Annotated in this window: 20 protein-coding genes; 14 read left to right on the forward strand and 6 right to left on the reverse strand. The window is 64.5% G+C overall.

Features of this window, described 5'->3' with window-relative positions; all coding sequences use genetic code 11:
- Nucleotides 1–146: 146 nt before the first annotated feature.
- The 10 genes from BJA_RS19135 (at nt 147) to BJA_RS19180 (ending at nt 8,524) form a co-directional block, all read left to right on the forward strand.
- Complete coding sequence (locus tag BJA_RS19135; protein WP_011086642.1) at nt 147–593, forward strand: MaoC family dehydratase; 447 nt, start codon at nt 147–149, stop codon at nt 591–593.
- Between the two features lie 101 nt (nt 594–694).
- Nucleotides 695–1,207 (forward strand): hypothetical protein, encoded by a 513-nt coding sequence (locus tag BJA_RS19140; protein ID WP_011086643.1) that lies wholly within the window; start codon nt 695–697, stop codon nt 1,205–1,207.
- A gap of 296 nt (nt 1,208–1,503) precedes the next feature.
- The gene (locus BJA_RS19145) at nt 1,504–2,658 is read left to right on the forward strand and encodes a helix-turn-helix transcriptional regulator (protein WP_011086644.1); all 1,155 of its coding nucleotides are present in this window, start codon (nt 1,504–1,506) and stop codon (nt 2,656–2,658) included.
- Nucleotides 2,659–2,889: 231 nt separating this feature from the next.
- Complete coding sequence (locus BJA_RS19150) at nt 2,890–3,864, forward strand: helix-turn-helix transcriptional regulator (RefSeq protein ID WP_038966269.1); 975 nt, start codon at nt 2,890–2,892, stop codon at nt 3,862–3,864.
- Between the two features lie 74 nt (nt 3,865–3,938).
- Nucleotides 3,939–4,187 carry a DUF6894 family protein gene (locus BJA_RS19155; protein WP_038966270.1) on the forward strand — a complete coding sequence of 83 codons (249 nt, stop codon included), beginning with the start codon at nt 3,939–3,941 and terminating at the stop codon, nt 4,185–4,187.
- Between the two features lie 192 nt (nt 4,188–4,379).
- The gene (locus BJA_RS19160; RefSeq protein WP_011086646.1) at nt 4,380–4,796 is read left to right on the forward strand and encodes an autotransporter domain-containing protein; all 417 of its coding nucleotides are present in this window, start codon (nt 4,380–4,382) and stop codon (nt 4,794–4,796) included.
- Between the two features lie 377 nt (nt 4,797–5,173).
- Nucleotides 5,174–5,934, forward strand: a protein-coding gene (locus BJA_RS19165; RefSeq protein WP_110115815.1) for an IS5-like element ISBj2 family transposase whose coding sequence is annotated in 2 segments (ribosomal slippage) — nt 5,174–5,513 and nt 5,513–5,934 — 762 coding nt in all. Because the reading frame shifts where the segments join, the coding sequence is not laid out codon by codon here.
- Between the two features lie 69 nt (nt 5,935–6,003).
- Nucleotides 6,004–7,122, forward strand: a complete 1,119-nt coding sequence (locus BJA_RS19170) for a helix-turn-helix transcriptional regulator (RefSeq protein ID WP_011086647.1) — start codon at nt 6,004–6,006, stop codon at nt 7,120–7,122.
- Nucleotides 7,123–7,351: 229 nt separating this feature from the next.
- A complete protein-coding gene (locus BJA_RS19175) occupies nt 7,352–7,609 on the forward strand; it encodes a hypothetical protein (RefSeq protein ID WP_038966271.1) in 258 nt (85 codons plus the stop codon).
- Between the two features lie 186 nt (nt 7,610–7,795).
- On the forward strand, nt 7,796–8,524 hold the full coding sequence (locus tag BJA_RS19180) for a sulfite exporter TauE/SafE family protein (RefSeq protein WP_011086649.1): 729 nt from the start codon (nt 7,796–7,798) through the stop codon (nt 8,522–8,524).
- On the opposite strand, the gene BJA_RS19185 is transcribed toward BJA_RS19180, so the two are convergent.
- Together BJA_RS19185 and BJA_RS19190 are read right to left on the reverse strand one after the other, a co-directional pair.
- The gene (locus BJA_RS19185) at nt 8,521–11,709 is read right to left on the reverse strand and encodes an efflux RND transporter permease subunit (protein ID WP_011086650.1); all 3,189 of its coding nucleotides are present in this window, start codon (nt 11,707–11,709) and stop codon (nt 8,521–8,523) included. The genes BJA_RS19180 and BJA_RS19185 overlap by 4 nt on opposite strands.
- A gap of 160 nt (nt 11,710–11,869) precedes the next feature.
- Nucleotides 11,870–13,114: an efflux RND transporter periplasmic adaptor subunit gene (locus tag BJA_RS19190; protein ID WP_011086651.1), complete on the reverse strand. Its 1,245-nt coding sequence runs from the start codon at nt 13,112–13,114 to the stop codon at nt 11,870–11,872.
- A 201-nt stretch (nt 13,115–13,315) separates the two neighbouring features.
- Here BJA_RS19190 and BJA_RS19195 point away from each other — a divergent pair, with 201 nt between their 5' ends.
- Nucleotides 13,316–13,921, forward strand: a complete 606-nt coding sequence (locus BJA_RS19195; protein ID WP_011086652.1) for a TetR/AcrR family transcriptional regulator — start codon at nt 13,316–13,318, stop codon at nt 13,919–13,921.
- A 37-nt stretch (nt 13,922–13,958) separates the two neighbouring features.
- Here the strand turns inward: BJA_RS19195 and BJA_RS19200 are convergent, their stop codons facing one another.
- The 4 genes from BJA_RS19200 to BJA_RS19215 all read right to left on the reverse strand — a co-directional run bounded on the left by BJA_RS19200 (nt 13,959) and on the right by BJA_RS19215 (nt 19,434).
- Entirely contained in the window at nt 13,959–15,443 is a 1,485-nt protein-coding gene (locus BJA_RS19200) for an amidase (protein WP_236842237.1), read from the reverse strand.
- A gap of 369 nt (nt 15,444–15,812) precedes the next feature.
- Nucleotides 15,813–17,180: an MFS transporter gene (locus BJA_RS19205; protein ID WP_038966276.1), complete on the reverse strand. Its 1,368-nt coding sequence runs from the start codon at nt 17,178–17,180 to the stop codon at nt 15,813–15,815.
- Nucleotides 17,181–17,254: 74 nt separating this feature from the next.
- The gene (locus BJA_RS19210; protein WP_011086655.1) at nt 17,255–18,784 is read right to left on the reverse strand and encodes an aldehyde dehydrogenase; all 1,530 of its coding nucleotides are present in this window, start codon (nt 18,782–18,784) and stop codon (nt 17,255–17,257) included.
- The gene (locus BJA_RS19215) at nt 18,781–19,434 is read right to left on the reverse strand and encodes a GntR family transcriptional regulator (protein WP_011086656.1); all 654 of its coding nucleotides are present in this window, start codon (nt 19,432–19,434) and stop codon (nt 18,781–18,783) included. The genes BJA_RS19210 and BJA_RS19215 overlap by 4 nt, the downstream gene beginning before the upstream one ends.
- Before the next feature lie 141 nt (nt 19,435–19,575).
- On the opposite strand from BJA_RS19215, the gene BJA_RS19220 reads away from it, so the two are divergent.
- From BJA_RS19220 to guaD, 3 genes are all read left to right on the forward strand, one after another.
- Nucleotides 19,576–20,349 carry an alpha/beta fold hydrolase gene (locus BJA_RS19220; protein WP_038966277.1) on the forward strand — a complete coding sequence of 258 codons (774 nt, stop codon included), beginning with the start codon at nt 19,576–19,578 and terminating at the stop codon, nt 20,347–20,349.
- 365 nt (nt 20,350–20,714) lie between these two features.
- Nucleotides 20,715–21,932: a multidrug effflux MFS transporter gene (locus BJA_RS19225; RefSeq protein ID WP_038966278.1), complete on the forward strand. Its 1,218-nt coding sequence runs from the start codon at nt 20,715–20,717 to the stop codon at nt 21,930–21,932.
- Nucleotides 21,933–21,947: 15 nt separating this feature from the next.
- Nucleotides 21,948–23,345 (forward strand): guanine deaminase, encoded by a 1,398-nt coding sequence (gene guaD, locus BJA_RS19230; RefSeq protein ID WP_011086659.1) that lies wholly within the window; start codon nt 21,948–21,950, stop codon nt 23,343–23,345.
- Nucleotides 23,346–23,355 lie beyond the last annotated feature (10 nt).

Below are 23,355 nucleotides of genomic sequence, written 5' to 3' on the forward strand. Positions count from 1 at the left end.
CAGGCGTGTTTCGTCGCACCGGAAAAGGGGTTTCGCGGGGAACCCTGGGCTGGTTTGTGCGCGGCAGGCCCGCTACATCGCGCTTTTAGTTCAATTCCTTCGGGCCGCGCGTCTTCGCGGGCGGTCCTGCTTTGCGAGGCAAAATCATGGCGCAGGTCGAGTGGTTCGACGATCTCAGCATCGGGATGCGGTTCAAATCGCCGGAGGTCGAGGTCACCGAAGCCGACATCAAGCGCTTCGCGGCCGAGTTCGATCCGCAGCCGATGCACCTCGACCACGAGGCCGCCAAGGGGACCCTGTTCAATGGGCTCGCTGCATCAGGATGGCACACCGCCGCGATTGCCATGAACCTCGCGATCCAGACCCGGCCCTTCGGTCCGCATCCGCTGATCGGCGCGGGCGTCGACGGGCTGCGCTGGACCATTCCGGTGCGGCCCAATGACCGCCTGCATCTGGTCGGCGAAGTGATGAGCCTGACGCCGTCGAAGTCGAAGCCGCAGGGCATCGCGCTGGTGAAATGGACGATGTTCAACCAGAACGGCGAGGAGGTTTACACCTTCACCCCGATCGCGATCGTGCCGCGGCGAGCCTAGGACGCAAGCCGCCTGCCGCTGGCCTTGCCCGCGGCCTGAAGCCCTTGCGGGTCGTCGGCAGAGGTGGTCATCTCGGCCTCGGGAACACGCTGGAGGCCGACATGAGACGATTCCTTCTCGCCGCCGGAATGCTCGCAGGCGCCTTGAGCGCAGCCGCCTTGAGCTCGAGGCCCGCGCTGGCGCAACAATCCAAGGTCGGCGACTGGACCATCGAGAAGCGTACGCAGGATACGCATTGCAATGCGAGCCGCGGCTACAAGGACAAGGAGGACGAGAACCGCGACTACGTCATCGTCATCACCTATTCCGACAAGGCCATCGTGATCGTGATGATCTACGACGGCTGGGAGTGGGACAAGGTCGGCGAGATCCTCCGGGCCGACGTCGCCACCGATGACGCCGATATCATGAAGAAGGCGAAGTGGGAGGTGATGGACAAGACCACCGTGCGCGGCATCTTCGAGTTCGACCAGGCGATCATGGATCGCCTCTCGAAGGCCAGGCGTCTCACGCTCGATTTCGAGGACGATGACGAGGACAGCATCGAGATGCAGATCCCGCGCGCCGGCGAGGCGCTCGCCGCGCTGAAATTCTGCGAGGAGAACCGGAAGTAAGTCGCAGAGGCCGGTCCGCAAGGCAGGCAGGCGACAGCAGGCGATCGCCGCGAGCGGGCGCGTGACTCTTCGCACACTGTCCGGTCGCTGTTCGCATTAATCCTAGTCTTTGGCGGAAACGTCCAAGCCGCATCCTGCGGTTGACGTTACGCAAGGATGATGTTCGATATTCCAGCATTGCGCTGTCGCATTTTTTCTCCGTCCAAGGCGGCGATCGGCCGGCCTGCCTCCCTCAGTTCCCGACGCGCTCGTCCCCCTCGCCACCGGGGCAACACGCAGACCCCATCGTCCATCCGATGACGATCCTCCAGGCAAACCGGTTCTCGTCGCTCGTCGGCGAGATCTATGATGCAGCGGCCAATCCCGCGCTGCGGAGCGCCGCCTTGGAGCAGGTTTCGAATTTCGTCGGTGGATGTGCCGCGACCATCCTGTCCAGGGATGCAGCCAGGCTCTCGATCGAGATCCACGAGCATTTTGGCACAGACACTCGGTTCCGTCAGCTCTATCGCGACAGATATGTCGAACTTGATCCCTTGCTCGACCGCCATCTCGACTTCGCCGCGGGCCAGACGGTCGGCGTGGCCGACATCATGCCCCAGTCCGACTTCGAGGCAAGCAGCTTCTACCGAGAGTGGGTGGAGCCGCAGGGAGCGATAGACCTCGCAACCGTGACGCTCGAGAAAACGGTCGCGCGCACCACGATCTTGCAGGTGCTGCGTCACCGGTCCCGCGGGACCGTCGACGACGCGATGCGCGAGCGTATGCGCCTGCTCGCGCCTCACATCCAGCGGTCGCGGGTCATGGGTCGCCAGATCAGGGCGCGCTCGCATACCGTGGACGATCTTGCCGATGTCCTGGACGGACTGAGCACGGCGATCTGCCTGCTCGACGCAGAAGGGAGAGTCGTCCATGCCAACGCGTCGTGCCGTCAGCTCTTCGTCGACGCCAATCTCCTCGCAATGGTCGGCGACAGAATAGTTGGCCGCAACACCCAGGCTGACAAAATATTCCGCGGCCTGTTCGAATTTTCCGCGGATGCAGGAACTCATTCAAACGGTCGCCGTCAGGTCGAGCTCGTGACATCGTCCGACGGACATCATTATCTGCTCCATGCCGTTCCGCTGAGGCGGGAGCGCCATCTGCCGCGTGACGGAGCTGCCACCGTGCTCTTCGTTCAAAGGGCCACGATGGTGTCATCGCTCGTGCCCGATGCGATCGCAGTGGCGTTCAGGCTGACGCCGTCCGAATTGCGCGTGCTGATGGCGATCGTCGAGATCGGCGGGGTTCCCGACATTGCGGCCAAGCTCGGTATCGCCGAGACGACGGTGAAGACGCATCTCAGCCGGCTGTTCGAAAAGACGGGCGCCGGCAGGCAGGCCGACCTCGTCAAGATCGCCGCCGGATTTGCGGCACCGTTTGGGCGGCAGACCGGCGCCGGCGATGCGGTGTGATCCAATTCACATCGCGGATCATGAGTTCGCGCAATCTCAATCCATTGTGATGAGCAAGGTGCGTGTGTCCTCCGAACGTATGACGCGTATCATTTGATACTTTCGTATATGGCCGCCACTTGAAATGAGAAGGGCAGCGTGCGCCACGGAACATTGCGCACCGGCACCGAACGCGCGTGCGGGGAGACGACAGCGCGTGGCCGGGCCTGCTCGTTGGTTGGAGAGATTGCAGTGAGCGGCAAGGATGAATTTTCAATTTTCAATGTTTCAACGGACCACATTCCCGAAGACGAGCGCGTACCGCTCCTGCGCGAATTCTACTGCCGCGGCGTGCTGAAGGCGGAAGTCGAGGTAAGGGAAGGAAAGCCGGCCGCGGCGAGCTTCACGTCCCACGTCTTGCCGGAAGCCCAGTTGCTGATCGGCGGATTGTGCGGAGCGCGGGTCGTTCGCACGAAGCATCTGGTTGCAGATGGCGACGACAGTCTCGCCCTGATCGTGAACAGGTCGGGCGTTCTCGGTATATCCGAGCGAGGACACGATTTGAGGCTTCGGGCGGGAGAGGCGGTCCTGACCAGCGCGGAGGACGTCACGATCTTCGAGCGCCTCTCGCTCGGAAGCGGCTTCTCGCTGCGCGTGCCGAGACGCGTGCTGGCCCCGATGATCGTGGATGTCGACGATGCGGTGATGCGCGTCATCCCGGAGAGCACCACCGGGCTACGGCTGCTCGTCGACTACGCGATCGCGCTGGTGCACGAAAAGGTGCTGGCGGTGCCTGCGATGCGGCAGCTCGGCGTCGCGCATCTGCATGATCTCCTGGCGCTCGTTCTCGGCGCCACGGATCACGCCCGGGAATCGACCGGACGGCGCGGCATCAAGGCGGCGCGACTCCAGAAGGCGAAATTCCTCATCGTCAACAATTGCTGGCAGCAGGATATCTCGGTGGCAAATGTTGCCCAAGAGCTCGGCGTGACCCCGCGCTATCTCCAGCGGCTGTTCGAGGCCGACGGCAAGACCTTTTCGTCCTTCCTCACCGAGCAACGCCTCAAGCGTGCCCATCGCATGCTGCGCGAGCCTGACTTCGCCGAGCGGCCGGTGAGTTCGATTGCCTACGATGTCGGTTTCGGAGATCTCTCTTATTTCAACCGCTGCTTCCGGCGGGCCTATGGCGCGACGCCGAGCGACGTCAGGAGCGGCGAAGCGCTGTAACGCACCCCGACCGGATTTAGTAGATCATGACGCAGCGTTGCGTGCGGAAACGGCGCCTGAAGCCGGAGTGTTGAATGCACCGTTTCTTCTTCGACCTCCTGGTCGGCAATATCGTGAAGATCGACCCGGGCGGCATGGTGTTCGAACATGCCAAGACGACCATCGTGGTGGCTGACGAGATGGCGCGGCATCTTTTCGTCTGGCGCGACGACCTGCGCGATCGCGACGCCTGGATCCGCGTCAGGGACAACAGCGGGCGCGAGATCTATCGCGCCGCGGTCTGGGCCGAGAGCGCGGAGAGGGCGGGCTGGGACCAGGTGTAAGCCGCGCAGGCGGTGTCACAACTCTGCACCAGTTCCGGGCGAAGCGCGCTCGGTTCGTTCTGAGCCGCGACCCGGTCGCCTCCGTCCAAGTCGAATACGACGGACATTTCTGCTTTAGCGCTCAGCGAATCCAATTCGCAGCGGCAGCCTCCTCCGTTTGGAGGGGGCTGCCGACAACGTGCCTGTGCGCCGGTGGGGCGAGATGGCGGCGACCGAGGGACTGGAAATGAATGTGACGGCAACGGCGATCTGCTGACGCCGACGGCGCGGCTGCGCTACGTCGCGGGCCGGTTCGATGGCTACAGCGAGACCGGCTCGGCGCAAGGCCTCTCGGTCGGCGGCCGCACGCTGCAGGATTTCGAGGAGCGCGGCGAGGTCGATCTGTCCTGCGTGACCAGCCTCGCCGGCGGCGAGCTCAAGGCCAACATCCATTGCGGCGTCATCGCGCTCCAGCGCGTCGGCGACACCACCATCAGCACGGTGCTGCTCGGCCAGAACTTCTCTTTCGTGACGCCCGGTAGCCGCAGCACGGTGGTGCCGTCGCCGGCTTCGGCTTCGACTACCGTACCAGCCGCAACGTGTCCGTGTTCGGCGCGGTCGAGGGCATGATGATGTCCGACCAGAGGCGCACTGGCACCGCGAGGGGCGGCGTTCGCGTCGCGTTCTGAGCCGGCATTAGCCCCGGCGGCTTGAACGCGACGCCCGCCGGCCGGGCTCCATCCGCCCGGCCGGCGCATCCTCCGATCGGAGGATGCCGCGTGCCGCGGTTGTGGTACGCTTGGTGATATTGATCACTCATGCCATTCATTGCCATGCACGGACCTCGTAAGCTGCCCGTTGCTGGATTCTCGAATCCGCTCGTCAACTGATCGGTGAAATCACGATCGGAGTTGAACCTTTTGGTCCCGTGACAGACTCAACTAGGGTCTGTACCTAAATAGCGCCACGTGATTCTCTTGCCTACGTGTTGATTCGGGGGCGAGAGAATGCGCGCTGGTTTGTTTTGGCTGAACGACAGGCAATGGGCGCGTATCGAACCGCATCTGCCGAGGGGACTGACGGGGCCGGATCGGGACGACGACCGACGCATCGTCAGCGGCATCATTCACATGCTGCAATCGGGTGCACGATGGCGTGATTGTCCACGTGAATACGGCCCTTACACGACGATCTACAATCGCTTCAATCGCTGGGCCAAGCGAGGACGATGGTGCGCAATCTTCGAAGCGCTGGCCAAGCCTGGCGAAGACGGCGTCGTACTGTCGCTCGACTCGACCTCGATTAAAGCTCACCGGTGTGCCTCCGGCGGAAAAGGGGGGAGCACAATCAAGCAATCGGCCGCTCGCGCGGAGGCCGCACGACAAAAATCCATGCGCTGAGCGATCCGCTCTGCCGGCCGGTCGTCCTGCATCTGACTCCAGGCCAGGATGCCGATATCGCTGCGGCTCCCGATGTCCTGGCGCTCGCGCCACCCATGAGCGTGCTCCTCGCCGACAAAGGGTATGATGGCGACAAGCTTCGCGGCGCAATCATTCGTCGCGGCGCCAAGCCCGTAATCCCCAATAAATCTAACCGTGTCGTCATCCATCGCTTCAACAAACGCGCCTACAAAGGACGAAATGTCATCGAACGCTGCTTTTGCAGGCTCAAGGACTTCCGGCGCATCGCCACGCGATATGACAAGCTCGCCCGTAATTTTTTGGCCGCTGTTCATCTCGCCGCTCTCGTCGCATATTGGCTCAATTGAGTCTGGACCCTAAGCCGCCGGGCACGAAGAACATTCCACAGTCTCGATGTTTGACCACTGGCTCTTCCAATGCCCCGACCTCCCAAACATGACGAGTTGATCGAGAGTATATATGACGCGGGTCTCCACCCTGAGTTGTGGAGCGACGTCGTCGTCATGGTTAATGCGTTCATCGGCAGCCAGGCCTGCGGCCTGATTTCGAAGGATCCGGTCAGCAAGTCCGGCGCGACGCATTTCTATTGCGGGGTCGATCCGCACTACATCCAGCTCTATTCCGAGACCTACGCCCGCTACGATCCTCTCGCCAGGCTCCCCCGGTACGGCGAGGTGCGCAACATCCCGGATCTCGTGAATTTCGAGGAATATCGCCGCGGCCGCTTCTATCAGGAATGGCTGCGTCCACAGGGCTATGTCGACGTGGCGAACGTGGTGCTGGAGCAGTCGAAGTCGCCGTGTCCGATGTTGCTGACGGTGATCCCGGGCAGGGAGATGCTCAATGCGGAGCAGCGCGCGCGCATGCAGTCGCTGGTCGCGCACGCCAGCCGGGCGCTGCTGATCAACCGGGCGATCGAGCGAAAGCAGCAGCGAGCGATCGCGCTGGCCGATGTCGTGGACCGGCTCAGTGCCGGCGTCATCCTGCTCGATGCCGCCTGCAATATCGTCCACAGCAATCCTGCCGCGGAAGCCATTCTGGCCGCGGCTGACGTCCTGCGGTCGGTCTCGGGCCGGCTCGTGGCGCGATCCGCCGAGGCAAATCTGGCCCTGCGCGATATCTTCCGCGACTCCGGCGAGGTTGCCGTAGCTGCGGCGGCCGGTCGAAAAATCCCGCTGAGATCCGATGGCGGTTCCTACTATATCGCGAACGTCATCGCGCTGCCGTCGTTGCTGCGTGATGGCGCGACGGAGCGCACGCCGGCCGTCGGAGCCCTGTTCGTCTGGAAGGCGGAACTCGACGGCCGCTCGTGTGCCGGCCTCGTCGACCGCACGTTCGACCTCACGCCGGCGGAATTGAGGGTCTTGCAGTCGATCGTCGAGGTCGGCGGCGTGCCGGAGACGGCGATTGCGCTCGGCATCGCAGAGACGACGGTGAAGACGCATCTGCATCGCGTCTTCGCCAAGACCGGCGTTTCTCGTCAGGCGGATCTCGTCAAGCTCGTGGCGGGATTTTCCAATCCGCTCGTGCACTGACGCGCATTCGCGTCGCGGGCGGCGTCGCTGCAGCCCGCCATAGGTTCAAACAGACACATCATTAGAAAGTTATCGCGGGTCATTCGATCGAATGACGCGATTTGCCGCGTGCCCCTCTAGGAGATGTCACACGATCTCTTGTTCGACGCGTTCGTGTTTTTGTGAAGCAACTCACAGCGAGCGGAAGTGAATCCCGTCAATCTCTGGTGTAGGTCGAAAGGAGATTGTCATGCGAACGACGTCACCGGTTTTGGCTCGCAAGTTCCGCGACATCGTCGCGCGTATGGGCGCGGCGTTCCGCGCGCAGCGCGCGATCGACGCGCGGCGCGCGTTGCTGCGCTATCGCCATCTGCTGGAGCAGCCGCACGACCCATTGCCTTTGAATGAAATCATTCCGGTCAGCAACAAAGAGGATATTGCAGACAATGCCCACGGATCTGATGCGCGCGAGCGCGCCGCCGGCGACCCCACGTTCGAGCGTGCGTAACGTCAACATCGTCGCAATCGCCGCGACCGTGGCACTCGTCACGCTTCAACTGGTTGGCCTTGCGATGCTGGAACGCTCTCACGCGAACGCGATGCATGTGTCGTTTCCGCGCGAACCGCAAGTTTGCTCGGAAAACGTCGACGCTGCCGTCTCGCAAATTCCCTACGATTGACCGGAGGACGGTCCGTGCCTGATGTCACGACACTGGCTCTGCTCAGCGTTGCCGTATTCGCCGGCGCCTTCGTTTCGGGGCTGTCGGGATTCGCATTCTCGGCCGTAGCCGGCGCCATCCTGCTCCGGGTGTTTCAGCCGCTGGAGGCCGTGCCGCTGATGATGGCGTGCAGCATCGGCGTGCAGGCGACCAATCTGTGGGCGCTTCGGCGCAGCATCCGCTGGGAAGGCAGTCTGCTGCTGATCGTCGGCGGATTGATCGGCGTTCCCATCGCTGTGTCGCTGTTGCAGTCCACCGATACGCATCTGCTCAGGCGCGGCTTCGGCGTCATCGTCGCGCTCTATGCCGCCTACATGCTGCTGCGGCCGACGCTGGTGACGGCCGGCGAGGCCGTCGGCCGGCACTGGGTGGCGCTGATCGGCTTCGGGGGAGGGTTGGTCGGCGGGCTGACGGCCATGCCGGGCGCGATCCCGACGATCTGGTGCGACATGCGCGGCATGCCCAAGAGCGAGCAGCGTGGCCTGGTGCAGCCGTTCATCGCGGCGATGCAGGTCTTCGCCATCGCGCTGCTGGTCGGACACCAGGACCTGTCGTCAAAGGTCTTCGTCGATCTCGCGGTCAGCCTGCCGGCGCTGTTCGCCGGCTCCGCGCTCGGCGTGATCGCCTTTCACCGCGTCAACGAGACGGTCTTTCGCAAGACCGTGCTCGTTCTGCTGCTGGTGTCGGGGATATCACTGATCTAGTGCGTGAGTCCCTGGACCGGCGCGGCGCTGATGTCGCTGCCGTGGTGCGTCAGCGGCTTCATGCCGGTGACGGTCCGCAGCAGCACGTAGAACACCGGCGTCAGGAACAGGCCGAACACGGTGACGCCGATCATGCCGGAGAACACCGCGACACCCATCGCGCGTCGCATCTCTGAGCCTGCGCCGGTCGAGAGCACCAGCGGCAGGACGCCCATGATGAACGCCATCGACGTCATCAGGATCGGACGGAGCCGCAGCCGGCTCGCCTCGATCGCGGCGCGGATCGGGGTGCGCCCGGCGAATTCGAGCTCGCGCGCGAATTCGACGATCAGGATCGCGTTCTTGGCCGAGAGCCCGACGAGAACGATGAGGCCGATCTGGGTGAAGACGTTGTTGTCGCCCTTCGAGAGCCAGACCCCGAACATCGCCGCGAGCAGACCCATCGGCACGATCATGATGATCGAGAGCGGCAGGGTCAGGCTCTCGTAGAGCGCGGCCAGCACCAGGAACACCAGCAGGATCGCCAGCGGGAACACCCAGATTCCGGAATTGCCGGCGATGAACTCCTGATAGGTCAGGTCGGTCCATTCGAAGGCAAAGCCGGGCGGCAGCACTTCCGCTGCGATCCGCGTCGCGACTTCCTGCGCCTGGCCCGATGAAAAGCCGGGCGCGGCCGCCGCGTTGATGTCGGACGACAGGAAGCCGTTGTAGCGGATCGCGCGCTCCGGACCCGCACTCTGGCGGATCTTGAGCAGTGCGGACAACGGCACCATGTCGCCGGAGGACGAGCGCACCTTGAGCTGCCGGATGTCGTCGGCCCGGGCGCGGAACGGCGCGTCGGCCTGGACGCGGACGGAATAGGTGCGGCCAAACTTGTTGAAGTCGTTGACGTAGTAGGAGCCGAGGTAGATCTGGAGAGTGTTGAACACCTCCGTCACGGGCACCCCGAGCTGGAGCGCCTTGGTGCGGTCGATGTCGGCGAAGAGCTGGGGCACGTTGACCTGGAAGCTCGAGAACACGCCGGCGATCTCCGGCGCCTTCTGCATCGCCGCCATGAACGCTTTGGTCGCCTCGTTCAGCGCCTCATAGCCGAGGCCGGCGCGATCCTCGATCTGCAGCTTGAAGCCGCCGATGGTGCCGAGGCCGTTGACCGGCGGCGGCGGGAACATGGCGATGAAGGCTTCCTGGATGCCGGCGTATTTCTTGTTCAGCTCGGCCGCGATGGCATTGCCGCTCAGGGCTGCACCCTTGCGCTCGTCGAACGGCTTCAGCGTCGAGAACACGATGCCGGCATTGGACGAGTTGGTGAAGCCTGAGATCGACAGGCCCGGGAAGGCGACAGAGCTCTCGACGCCTGGCTGGGTCAGCGCGACGTCGCTCATCTTGCGGATCACCTCTTCGGTGCGGTCGAGCGTTGCCCCGTCGGGCAGCCGCGAGAAGCCGACCAGATATTGCTTGTCCTGGCCCGGCACGAAGCCGCTCGGCACCTGCTGGAACAGGAAGGCGGTGAGGCCGACCAGCACGACGTAAAGACCCATCACCGCGGCCTTGCCGGAGATCACCTTGGTGACGGTGCCGCTGTAATTCTCGGATGAACGCGTGAAGGCCCGGTTGAAACCGCGGAAGAACCAGCCAAGGCCCTTTTCCATGATGATCGTCAGCCGGTCCTTCGGCTCATTGTGGCCCTTGAGCAGCAGTGCCGACAACGCCGGGGACAGCGTCAGCGAGTTGACGGCGGAAATCACGGTCGAGATCGCGATCGTCAACGCGAACTGCTTGTAGAACTGCCCGGTCAGGCCGGAGATGAAGGCGAGAGGCACGAACACCGCGATCAGCACCATGGCGATCGCGATGATCGGGCCGGAGACCTCGCGCATCGCCTGATAGGTCGCATCGCGCGGCGACAGCCCGGCCTCGATGTTGCGCTCGACGTTCTCGACCACGACGATGGCGTCATCGACGACGATGCCGATCGCGAGCACCAGGCCGAACAGGCTGAGCGCGTTGATGGAGAAGCCGAACACGTGCATCACGGCAAAGGTGCCGACGATCGACACGGGCACCGCCAGCAGCGGAATGATCGAGGCGCGCCAGGTCTGCAGGAACAGGATCACGACCAGCACCACCAGCGCGATTGCCTCCAGCAGCGTGTGGATCACCGCCTCGATCGAGGAGCGCACGAACTGGGTCGGATCGTAGACGATCTGGTAGGACACGCCCTCGGGCATGTTCTTCTTGATCTCGGCCATGGTGGCGCGGACGTGGTCGGAAATCTGCAGCGCATTGGAGCCGGGCGCCTGGAAGATCGGGATCGCCACCGCCTGCTTGTTGTCGAGCAGCGAGCGCAGGCCGTATTCGGACGCCCCTAGCTCGATGCGCGCGACGTCGCGCAACCGCACCACTTCACCGCGCGCGCCGGTTTTGACCACGATGTCGCCGAACTGCTCCTCGTTCGCGAGCCGCCCTTCCGCATTGACGGACAGTTGCAGGTCGATGCCTTTGACGTTCGGGGAGGAGCCGACCACACCGGCGGCGGCCTCGACGTTCTGCGCCTGGATCGATTTGACGATGTCGCTCGCGGTCAGCCCGTGTTCGGCCGCCTTCTGCGGGTCGACCCAGACCCGCATCGAATAGTCGCCGGCACCATACAGCTGGACGTCACCGACGCCGTCGATCCGCGCCAGCCGGTCCTTGACGTTGAGCACCGCATAGTTGCGCAAATACGTCATGTCGTAGCGGCCGTTGGGCGACAAGAGATGCACCACCATGGTGAGGTCGGGCGAGGACTTCTTGGTGATGATGCCGAGCTGGCGCACCACGGCCGGCAGGCGCGGCTCGGCCTGCTGCACGCGGTTCTGCACCAGCTGCGTCGCCTTGTCGGGGTCGGTGCCGAGGCGGAACGTCACCGTCAGCGTCATCGCGCCGTCGGTGGTCGCCTGGCTCGACATGTAGAGCATGCCTTCGACGCCGTTGATCTGCTCCTCGATCGGCGTCGCCACCGTCTCCGCGATCACCTTCGGATTGGCGCCGGGATAGGTCGCGCGCACGAGGACGGAGGGCGGCACCACGTCCGGGTATTCCGAGATCGGCATCGCGAACAGCGAGATGAGCCCTGCGAGGAAAATCAGGACCGACAGCACACCGGCAAAAATCGGACGATCGATGAAGAATTTTGAGAGATTCATGGCTTTGCCCCTGGGCAATATCTTGCGGCTCTCCGGACAGCTCCACCGTCATTCCGGGGCGCGCGAAGCGCGAACCCGGAATCCGGAAGTGATGTGCTCGGAGTTTCGTAACTTCGAGATTCCGGGTTCGCGACTTCGTCGCGCCCCGGAATGACGGTGATTAACGTTGCACCACGTCCTGGTTGCTGTGGTTGGATGCCGCTTGCTGCCCCCGCGCGCTCATCGCCGCGACCTCCGTCTTGAGGAGGGCGCCGGGACGCACGCGCTGCAGGCCGTTGACGACGATGCGGTCGCCGGGCTTCAGGCCCGCGGTGACGATGCGCAAGCCGTCGACCGCACCACCGAGCGTGATCGGACGGTAGACCGCGCGGCTGTCGTCACCGACCGCCATCACGAACTTCTTGTCCTGGTCGGTGCCGATCGCGCGCTCGTCGATCATCACCAGCGTCTGCTGCTTCGGCTGGCCCATGCGCACGCGGGCGAACTGGCCGGGGATCAGACGCCCGTCCTCGTTCCTGAACACCGCGCGGACACGGATGGTGCCGCTCTGGCCGTTGACCTGGTTGTCGATGAGCTGGATATGGCCTTTCGCCGAAAGGCCGCCTGAGGTCGCCATCTCCACCGGGATCTGGTCGAGATTGCCGCGCTTGCCGGAGGCGTCCGCGATCGAGTTCAGCGCATGCAGCACGACCTCTTCATCCGCATCGAAGGACGCGTAGATCGGATTGACGGAAACCAGCGAGGTCAGCACCGGGGAGGCGGTGCCGGCGGCAACGAGATTGCCGACGGTGACCTCGATCTTGCCGACGCGGCCGTCCACGGGCGCGCGCACTTCGGTGTAATCGAGATTGAGCTTCGCGGTCTGCAGCGTCGCTTCGGCCGCCTTGACGTTGGCGATGGCCTCGCGATTGGCGTTGTCGCGCTGGTCGTAGTCGCGCCGCGTGACGACCGCATTGCCGACGAGCTGCGCACCGCGCTCGAGCTCGCTCTGGGTGAACACCACGCGCGCCTTCGCCGCCTCGAGCTGGGCGTTGGCCTTGTCGACCTCGGCCGCGTAGGGCGCCGGATCGATCTTGAACAGCACGTCGCCGGCTTTCACCAGCGCGCCTTCGGTGAAGTTGGTCGACAGGATCGCACCGGCCACGCGCGGACGAAGCTCGACGCGTTGGATGGCCTCGAGCCGGCCGGAGAAATCATCCCACAGCACGGTCGGCCGTGGCTCGATCATCGCGACCGTGACGGAGACGGCCTGCTCGGCCGCGGCAGCCGTTGCGGTCGCCTGCGCAGCACGAAAGTAATGGCCGGTCGCGATCGAACCGGCCACGGCGAGGGCGCCCACGATGGCGGCGCCGCCGAGAAGGCGGCGGATACGGCCAGGGCGAGAGGTATTTTGGGAGGGGGGCATTTGCGCGCTCCAGATATGTAGTGTTCACTACAGATGTGGAGCTGGATACCGCAGCGCAAGATACTTATGTACCGTTTGCTAAGAAAATTGTAGCCACTTACCGCAAGCATTGGAAGGCGGAAGAGAAAATAAAGCTAGAACAAATAGATAGGATTTGACGTTAAGCTTCACGCAGAACGTGAATTCCGAGGAGACAGGCACATGGGCATGGGACGCCCCCGGGAATTCGACGCCGAAACGGCGTTGGACCAAGCGATGGAAGTGTTCTGGCGCCACGGCTATGAGGGCGCCACCATCGCGCAGCTCACCGAAGCCATGGGCATCAATCCGCCCAGCCTCTACGCCTGTTTCGGCAACAAGGAAGGCCTGCTGAAGGCCGCGCTCGACCGCTACACCAAGCTGCGTAACGTCTGGATGGACGGCGTGGTCTCGGCGCCAACCGCCCGCGAGGTCGCCGAGCGGATGCTGATGGGCATCGCCGACAAGCAGACCGATCCCGCCAATCCGCCCGGATGCCTGCTCGTGCAGGGCGGCATCGCCTGCGACAGCGGCTCCGAGAATGTCCCCTTCGAACTCGCCGCCCGCCGCGCTCAGAACGAAGATCAGCTCCGCGACCGTTTTGTTCGCGCCAAGGCGGAAGGTGATCTCAAGTCGAGCTCTGATCCCGCCGCGCTCGCGCGCTACGTCTCTGCGGTCTCCGTCGGCATGGGCGTGATGGCGTCTTCGGGCGCAGATCGCGAAGCGCTGCGGCAGGTGGCGAGCGTGGCCGTGCAGGCGGTCGAGGCGCAATCGGCCGGGAGAACGTGACGGCTGCCAGCGTCGCCGGCTTCTGTCATCTCGTGGACTACATGGCAGGGAGCGACGGCGGCGGGACGAAGCCGCCGAACTCGCGCTCGATCAGCCCGGCCAGCGCAATCGTCGTGCGGTCCTCGAGGTAAGGCCCGATGATCTGGACGCCGATTGGCAAGCCCGTCGCCGTGCGCTCGATCGGAACGGCGGTCGCCGGCAGGCCGCAGGTCGATGCGGGATCAGCCCAGATGAAGCACGCATCGGAGTAGTTGTAGAGCTTTCCATCGATGTCGAGCTGCCGAGCGTCGAACGGTTCGGACTGGTCGTGCGGAAAGGCCGGCACGGCGGCCGTCGGGTAGATCACCGCGTCGAACTCGCGGAAGAAGAGCTGCCACCGCTGCTGCAACTGCAGGCGGGCCGCATCGGTCGCCAGCCACTCACGATGGATCATGCCCCAGCCGCGGGCGCGCTCGGCCTGCAGGCTGCGGTCGTCCGGCGAGAGTGCGGCGGCAAGTCCTTGCGCCTCCGCGAGGGCGGCCGGTGTCAGGCGCGGACTTCGCGCGGCGTTGAGCAGCTTCATGTAGAGCCGCGCGGATTCTGCGAGATCGGGCAACGACGTGCTCGCGCGCGCGACCCCCGCGCCGGATCGTTCGAGCCGTTTCGCCAGCCGTCCGATCGCGGAACGCACCGCGTCGCCCGTCGGCATCAGCGGATGGGTATCGATCACGAGGATCCTGAAATTCTTCAGCTGGTCATGTCGCGGCGCCGGCAGCGCAAGGCGATAGCCGATCCCGTCGCGCGTCTCGTCGGGTCCGGCAATCACGTCGAGCGCCAGCGCAAGGTCGGAGGCAGTACGCGCCATCGGTCCAACGACAGCCAGATCGCCCTGGCCGGGGACGGGCGGCGCCGGCGGCAGGCTGTATCCGCGCAGCGGGACCAGGCCGAGGCTCGGCTTGTGTCCGAACACACCGCAGAAATGCGAGGGGACCCGGATCGATCCGCCGATATCCGAGCCGATCGAGAGCGGACCGAACCCCGCGGCCAGCGCCGCTCCGCATCCGCCCGAGGAGCCACCGGGCGACCGGCCGAGGTCCCACGGGTTGTTCGTCGTCCCGTGGATGTCGTTGTAGCTCTGGAAATCCCGCAGCCCGATCGGGATATTGGTCTTGCCGATGATGATCGCGCCCGCCGCCTTCAACCGCGAGACGACGAGGGCATCTTCCTCCGGCTTGAAATCCCTGAAATGTGGAAAGCCCCACGTGGTCGGCAGGCCGGCGACGTTGAACGGTTCTTTCAAGGTCACGGGGATGCCGAGCAATGGCTGGCGCTCGCCGCGGCCAAGCGCGGCGTCGGCAGCGCGCGCGGCGTCCTTTGCGCGATCGAAATCGCGCACGATGACGGCATTGATCTTGCCGTCCAGGGCCTCGATGCGCGCGATCGTATGCGCGAGCAGCTCCGACGCCGAGATCTTGCGGGCGTGCAGGGCGCCCAGAAGAACGCTGATTGAGCCGTAGTCCAAGTCATCGGCATCTGCGGTCATCACGAACTCCATTGCATCTCATCGTCTCGGCGAGCCGATCCGGGGATGGAACATGCAATGTTGGGAGCGTGATGAGGAGGCAGCGCAACGGGAACCAGATCTGCCCGCCGGTCGGGGCGGGGGCTGGTCGCATTTGGGAGCCAGGAGACTGCCGGACGAACTCGGCCTGCATGGTTCGAGACGCCCGCTTTGGCGGGCTCCTCACCATGAGGGGCAGACATCCCGCCGCAAAACGCGATCTCATCCTGAGGGCCCGCCGTAGGCGGGCGTCTCGAAGGATGGGCCGCGGGCGAGCTTCCCGCCACGCCTTCTTATGCGATCGTCCCGACGTCGATGCCGGGGCGCCCGCAGACCAGCGAACAGTGATGCTCAGGAAGCTTCCTTGAGCACCGGCGAAGCCGATTCCTCGGCCTTGAGCTCCTCGAGGCTGCGATGCCGCGGCTCGATGCCGAGCGCCCAGACCGTGATGATCTGCACCACCAGCAGTCCGATCATCAGCGCCATCACGCCGGCCACGCCGCGCGTCTCGAACAGCGACACCACGAGGAATGGTGTGACGATCGTGGCGCCGCGCCCGAGCGTGTTGACGATGCCCGAAGCGCGCAGGCGGACCTCGGTCGGAAACAGCTCGGGGATGTAGATGCCGAACAGAAGCGCGACCAGGACGTAGATCGGCACCGTCAGCGCAAAGCCCACGGCCGGCAGCAGGATCGGATCGGAGATCATGGGGTAGAGGACGCCGAGCGCCACTGCGATCAGCGACGCGCCGATGATGGTCGGCTTCCTGCCCCAGCGGTCGGCGGTCAATGCGCCGATCGCCGCGCCGACGGGAGCGCCGATCGCCATCAGCAGCGAGTAGCCGAACGAGGTTGCGATCGAGAGCCCTTGCTTGACGAAGAACACCGGGAGCCAGGTCACGAAGCCATAGAGCAGGGTGTTGATCGTGATCAGGCAGACGGCGCCGACGATCATCCGCGACAGCAAGGGAGCAGTGAACAGCGTGCCGAGATCGGGGGACACTGGGGCCGGTGCCGTAGCTGCGGGAGGAGGCAAGGGCTGGCCTTGCGCCGCCTCCTTCTCGATGGCCTGCATCAGCGTTTCCGCTTCAGCGGTGCGACCGACCGCTTCCAGCCAGCGCGGGGATTCCGGCAACGACTTGCGCATGTACCAGACGACGAGCGCACCGACGCCGCCGAGCACGAACATGGAGCGCCAGCCGAACTGCGGCACGAGTACCGATGCGACCAGCAGGGCGACCGGCAAGCCGGTGACGACGCAGACGGCCGTGAAGCCGAGCCATTTTCCGCGGGTGCGCGCGGGCACGAATTCCGTCATCGTCGAATAGCCGACGACATTCTCCGCCCCTAAGCCGACCCCCATCACGAAGCGGCAGGCAATGAGGAAGGCCATGTTCGGCGAGAACGCGGCGGCGAGGGAAGCGATGCCGAAAAGCAGCAAATTGAATTGATAGGTGAAGCGGCGTCCGTAGCGGTCGCCGAGGAATCCGGTGCCGAACGATCCCAGCATCATGCCGACGAACGTCGCGGAGATGAAAGCCGCGTTCTGGGCGAGCGTCGAAAAGCCGGTCTTCAGCGTCACGCTGAGCACGGTCCCGGCGATGTAGATGTCGAAGCCGTCGAAAAACATGCCGATGCCGATCAGCAGCATGATGCGGCGGTGGAATGGCCCGACCGGCAGCCGATCAAGACGGCCGCCTGCGTTCACCGATGTCGACATTGACGCTCTCCCTTGACTGTTATCCCCGTTGATGCGGCCCACCTTCTCTGGGCGGTCTGCCGCTTGCAGTTTGGCTAGTTCAGTCGCTTCTGATTGGCCGTGTCGCGATACCAGTCGAACGGCTGCTCGTGGGTCGCGACCATCACGCTCTTGGTGTTGAAATGGTCGTTGAAGCTTTCGGTGCCGCATTCGCGGCCGATGCCGGAATCGTCGACGCCGCCCCAGGGCGAGGCCGGATCGAGCCGATGGTGATCGTTGATCCAGACGATGCCGGCCTTGACCGAGGCGGCGACACGATGCGCACGGGCGACGTCGCGCGTGCGGATGGCTGCGGCGAGGCCGAAGGGCGAGTCGTTGGCAAGCCGGAGCGCGTCGGCCTCGTCCTTGAACGGCGTTACCGACGTGAAGGGACCAAACACCTCCTCCTGGAAGATGCGCATGTCGGATGTGACGTCGGCGAAGACCGTCGGCTCGACGAAATAGCCGTTGTCGTGGCCCGGCACCTTCGCGGCAACACCGCCGGTGACGAGACGCGCGCCGTCTTCGTGACCGTAGCCCGCGTAGGTGAGAACGCGGTCGCGCTGCCGGGCGGAGATCACGGGGCCCATTTGGGTGCTCGCATCGAAGGGATCGCCGACGCGGATCGTGCGGGTCTTGGCCTGCAGCTTCTCGACGAACTCGTCGTAGATCGAGGCCTGGACGATGTGGCGCGAGGCGCAGACGCAGGTCTGGCCGGCGCCGATGAAGGCGCCGAATGCGGCGTAGTTGACGGCGCGGTCGACGTCGAAATCGTCGAACACCATCACCGGCGTCTTGCCGCCGAGCTCCATGGTCTGGTGCGCGAACACTCTCGCGGCTGCGCTGCCGGCGATGCGGCCGGCCTCGGTGCCGCCGGTCAAGACCAGCTTGTCGATGTCGCCGTGCTCGGCCAGCATCTTGCCGGCGCTCTGGCCGTGACCCAGCACGATATTGAAGACACCCGGCGGAAGGCCGGCTTCGGTGAAGATCTGCGCGAGCTTCAAGGTCGTCAGCGGCGTATATTCGGACGGCTTGACCACGGTGACGCATCCGGTCGCCAGCACCACGGCCAGCGACTTGCACAGGATCATCAGCGGATGGTTGAAGGGCGTGCAGTTGGCGACGATGCCGATCGGCGTGCGAAGCGTGTAGTTCAGATACGCGCCTTCCACGGGGATCACGGAGTCGCGGCGCGCCAGCGCAACGCCCGCAAAGTAGCGAAAGAAATCGGGCAGGCGGGAGAGCTGCGCGCGGGTCTCGTTGACCGGGCGGCCGTTGTTGAGGGTTTCCAGCCGGTACAGGCTGTCGAGATTGGCCTCGAAGGCATCGGCGAGCTTGTTGACCAGTCTGGCACGGGCGCGCGTATCCATGCCGCCCCAGGCCTTGCCTTCGAACGCGGCGCGCGCGCTCTTCATGGCGCGGTCGATGTCCTCGGCAGTTGAATTGGGAATGCGGGCAATGACGTCGCCGGTCGCGGGGTTGCGCACGTCGAGCATCGCGCCGTTGCCGGCTTCGACTTCACGTCCGTCGATGAAATTGCCGTGGGTTTCGACGTCGATCGACGCAGGTTTTGAAGGAATGTTCATGATGACCTCTCCTCGACGATGACGGCGTTGCGCTTGAGCGCCGGCAGAACGCGTTTTTCGGTGGCCCCGATATGAGCCTTGATGATGCGCGCCGCGGTTCGCGTCTCGCGGCTCTGCATGGCGTCGATCAGGGCGACGTGCTCGGCGACGAGCTTCGCGGGGTCGTGCCCCCTAAGGTTGGAGATGCTGACGCGGACCAGCCGGTCGGCCTGGCCGATCAGGTCGCACAGCGCCGTCGCCATCCGGCGATTGCCGGACGCATGCGCCAGCGCGGAGTGGAAGGCGCGATTGTAGGCGATGAAGTCCTCGTGGTTGCCGGCGAAGCGGCGAAATTCATCGAGCGATTTCAGGACACTGTCGGGCGCGCTCTCGATCGCCTCGGCAACGCAGGCCGGCTCCAGCGCAAGACGGAAGCGCAGGAGGTCGCGGGCGTCCGCCAGCGAGATCGGCGTGACCCGGTAGCCCTGGCGCGGCTGCACTGTCACGAGATGCTCGCGCTGCAGGCGCAGAAGCGCATCCCGGACCGGTTGCCGGCTCACTTCATAGCGCTCGGCAAGGTCCTGTTCGCGCATTTCATCGCCCGGCGCGAAGCGACAAGCTAAAATATCAGACCTGAGACGGTCGTAGATATTCTCGCGCAAAAGTATCATAGGTTCGGTCTCCTTGGCATTAATATCTCAATCGTGATATTTCACGTCAAGGGCCAAATGCTTGAATTCCCTGACAGTTGATTTATCAATCAGCGCCTCCGCGGCGCGCCAACGACCGACGAAGTGAGGGAAAGACCGGACATGGACAGGCTTCTTGCCAACGGGACCGTCAACGCCGCGCAATCGGGCGAGGGGCCGCCGCTGTTCCTCTTTCACTCGCTGTTGTCGGATCGCGCGAGCTTCGATGCGATCGTGCCTGAGCTTCAGAGGTCGTTTCGCACCATCGTGCCGGAGCTGCCGGGGTTCGGCCGTTCACGCCCGGTGGACGGCGGCCTTGCTGCGGTCGCGGACCGGATGGCCGAGGCCGTGCGCGAAGGCGCGGGCGGCGCGCCGGCGATCGTGCTCGGCAATGGTTACGGTGGGTTCGTCGCGTTGCAGATGGCGATCCGGCATCAAGAGATCGCCAGCAAGCTCGTTCTCGCCGACAGCGGCGCAGCGTTCTCGGAGCCCGGCCGCGAGGCGTTTCGCAACATGGCGAAGGCATCGCGCGAGAAGGGGTTGGAGGCCATCACCGACGTCGCGATGCGTCGCCTGTTTGCGCCCGAGTTCCAGGCGCAGCATCCGGAGTTGATGCAGGATCGTCGTGCCGCGTTTCTGCGGACGGATCCCGGCGTGTTCCGTGCCGCGTGCGATGCATTGGCGAGCCTCGATCTTCGAGCCGAGCTTGCCGCGGTGAAAGTTCCGGTCCTCGTTCTCGTGGGCGAGCACGACGAAGCGACGCCGCCGCCGATGTCGCGTGAATTGGCCGCCGGATTGCCACGCGCCGAGCTCAAGGTCATCCCGGGCTGCGCCCACGTGCCGCAGCTTCAATCGCCGCGACAGTTTCTCGGAGCTCTTCAAGGCTTCCTGTTTTGAAGACGCAGCGATGCCTTCCGAACGGTTAACGGTTCGGCCCGGCGGCGAATTCAGGTTTGGGGATCGTGCAATCCTGCGCCTGTCTTGCCCGACGTGTCAAACGTCCTCGCGGGCAAGGCGCGAGCCCGCGCGGCAGGAAATTCCTCATTGATTTGTACTGTGCATGGGGTTGTTTTCGCGTTTTTTGTTTGGACCCCCAGGTAGCGACGATCGGCACGTCAGCCGTCTGCATTGAACCGGTAGTCCTAAGAGTTTTTACACACAGTTCTGGCACGCTCCGCGCGTCCATATCCGCACCCCGCATCGTCGCCTCTCATTGCGCGCACGAAAAGATGGAACCCGCGGGCATCGAGGGGGCGTTGCCCATGACTGCACTTACTTCGGACGCCGGTCGTGCGAAGGGCGGGATCGTGCCGATCCTGTTGTGCGTCGTGCCGTTCAGCCAGATTCCGCTCGATGCCTATACGCCCGGCCTGCCGCAGATGGTGGTGGATCTTTCCGCCGATCCGGCGTCGATGCAGAACACCGTCACCGCCTACATGCTCGGCATGAGCCTCGCACTGGTGCCGGTCGGCATCGCCTCCGATACGCTCGGTCGCCGCAACGTCCTGCTCGCGGGGCTGTCGGTGCTCATCGCGATGAGCATTGCCTGCGCGCTCGCCACCAGCGCATCGCTGCTGCTTGCGCTACGCTTCCTGCAAGGCGTCGGCGGCTGCACCTGCCTCGTCGTTGCCTATGCGGTCGCGGCCGATTGCTTTCGCGGCTGCGAGCTCACCGCAATCTCCGGCCTGCTTGGCGCGGCCTGGGGACTTGCACCGGTGCTTGCGCCCGCGGCCGGCGGCTTCATCGTCGAGCTGACGTCGTGGCGCGGAGTGTTCGTCATCATCGCCATTGCCGCGGCGATCGTCGCCGCGATCGTCGTGCTGTTGCTGCCCGAGACGTTGCCGGGGGAGCGGCGCGCGCCGTTCGATCCGCGCCGCACGGCCGGCATCCTTCGCGCCGCGCTTGTTCGTCCCGGCTTCCTGGCCTTCGTGCTGGTCTTTGCCGCGGCGGCGAGCGCGCAACTGGCGTTCGGCGTCGTCGCGCCCTTCTTCTACCAGACCGGCCTCGGCTATTCGGCGGCCATCTACGGCCTCGTCGCGCTCGGCCTTGGCGGCGTCAATCTCGCCGGCGAGCTCGGCTGCGCACATTTCGCGCGCTTCATGCCGGCCCGCATGCTGGGGTTTGGCGCTTTCGCGCTGTTTCTCGCAGGCTCCGCGGTCCTGACCGTAACAGGCATGACCATCGGTCTCGATTTCGCATCGATCACGATCGGCGGCGCGCTGGTGCTCGGCGGCTGCGGAGTCCTGTGCCCGATGATGTACGGCATGGCGCTCGGCCTGTTCGAGCGTGACCACGGCCTGATCGGCGGCCTCATCAGCGCACTCTGCTATCTCGCGGTGAGCGGCGCCATGGCGATCGCGGCGGTGCTGCCCGAAGCAACGCAGGCGCCGATCGGCTGGCTTTATCTCGGCCTCTGCACTGTTGCGGGCACGCTGCTCGCGATCTCGCTGCCCGCGGCGCGCCACGCCACACAGACTTAAGGAAGGAACCAGTTCATGACCACCGTCGGTATTCGCGGCACGTTCTTCGATTTCGTCGACGATCCCTGGAAGCACATCGGCAACGAGCAGGCGGCTGCGCGCTTTCATCAGGACGGCCTCATGGTCGTCACCGACGGCGTCATCAAGGCGTTCGGTCCGTACGAGAAGATCGCCGCCGCGCATCCGGGCGTTGAGATCACCCATATCAAGGACCGCATCATCGTCCCGGGCTTCATCGACGGCCACATCCATCTGCCTCAGACCCGCGTGCTCGGTGCCTATGGCGAGCAGCTCTTGCCGTGGCTGCAGAAGTCGATCTATCCCGAGGAGATCAAGTACAAGGATCGCAACTACGCGCGCGAAGGCGTGAAGCGTTTTCTCGATGCACTGCTCGCCGCCGGCACCACCACCTGCCAGGCCTTCACCAGCTCCTCACCGGTCGCGACCGAAGAGCTGTTCGAGGAGGCAAGCAGGCGCAACATGCGCGTGATCGCGGGTCTCACCGGGATCGACCGCAACGCGCCGGCCGAATTCATCGATACGCCCGAGAATTTCTATCGCGACAGCAAGCGGCTGATCGCGCAGTATCACGACAAGGGCCGTAACCTCTACGCTATCACGCCGCGCTTCGCCTTCGGCGCCTCGCCCGAGCTGCTGAAGGCGTGTCAGCGCCTCAAGCACGAGCATCCGGACTGCTGGGTCAATACCCACATCTCCGAGAACCCGGCCGAATGCAGCGGCGTGCTGGTCGAGCACCCGGACTGCCAGGATTATCTCGGCGTCTACGAGAAGTTCGACCTGGTCGGCCCAAAGTTCTCCGGCGGCCACGGCGTCTATCTCTCGAACAACGAATTCCGCCGCATGTCCAAGAAAGGCGCGGCGGTAGTGTTCTGCCCGTGCTCGAACCTGTTCCTCGGCAGCGGCCTGTTCCGTCTCGGCCGCGCCACCGATCCGGAGCATCGCGTGAAGATGTCGTTCGGCACCGATGTCGGCGGCGGCAACCGCTTCTCGATGATCTCCGTGCTCGACGACGCTTACAAGGTCGGCATGTGCAACAACACGCTGCTCGACGGCAGCATCGATCCGTCGCGCAAGGACCTCGCGGAAGCCGAGCGCAACAAGCTCTCGCCCTATCGTGGCTTCTGGTCGGTCACGCTCGGCGGCGCCGAAGGCCTCTACATCGACGACAAGCTCGGCAATTTCGAGCCCGGCAAGGAGGCCGATTTCGTCGCGCTCGATCCGAACGGCGGACAACTGGCGCAACCCTGGCACCAGTCGCTGATTGCCGACGGTGCAGGTCCGCGCACGGTTGATGAGGCCGCGAGCATGCTGTTCGCCGTCATGATGGTCGGCGACGATCGCTGCGTCGACGAGACCTGGGTGATGGGCAAGCGCCTCTACAAGAAGAGCTGAAGCGGACGCG

Source organism: Bradyrhizobium diazoefficiens USDA 110, assembly GCF_000011365.1.
GTDB lineage: Bacteria > Pseudomonadota > Alphaproteobacteria > Rhizobiales > Xanthobacteraceae > Bradyrhizobium > Bradyrhizobium diazoefficiens.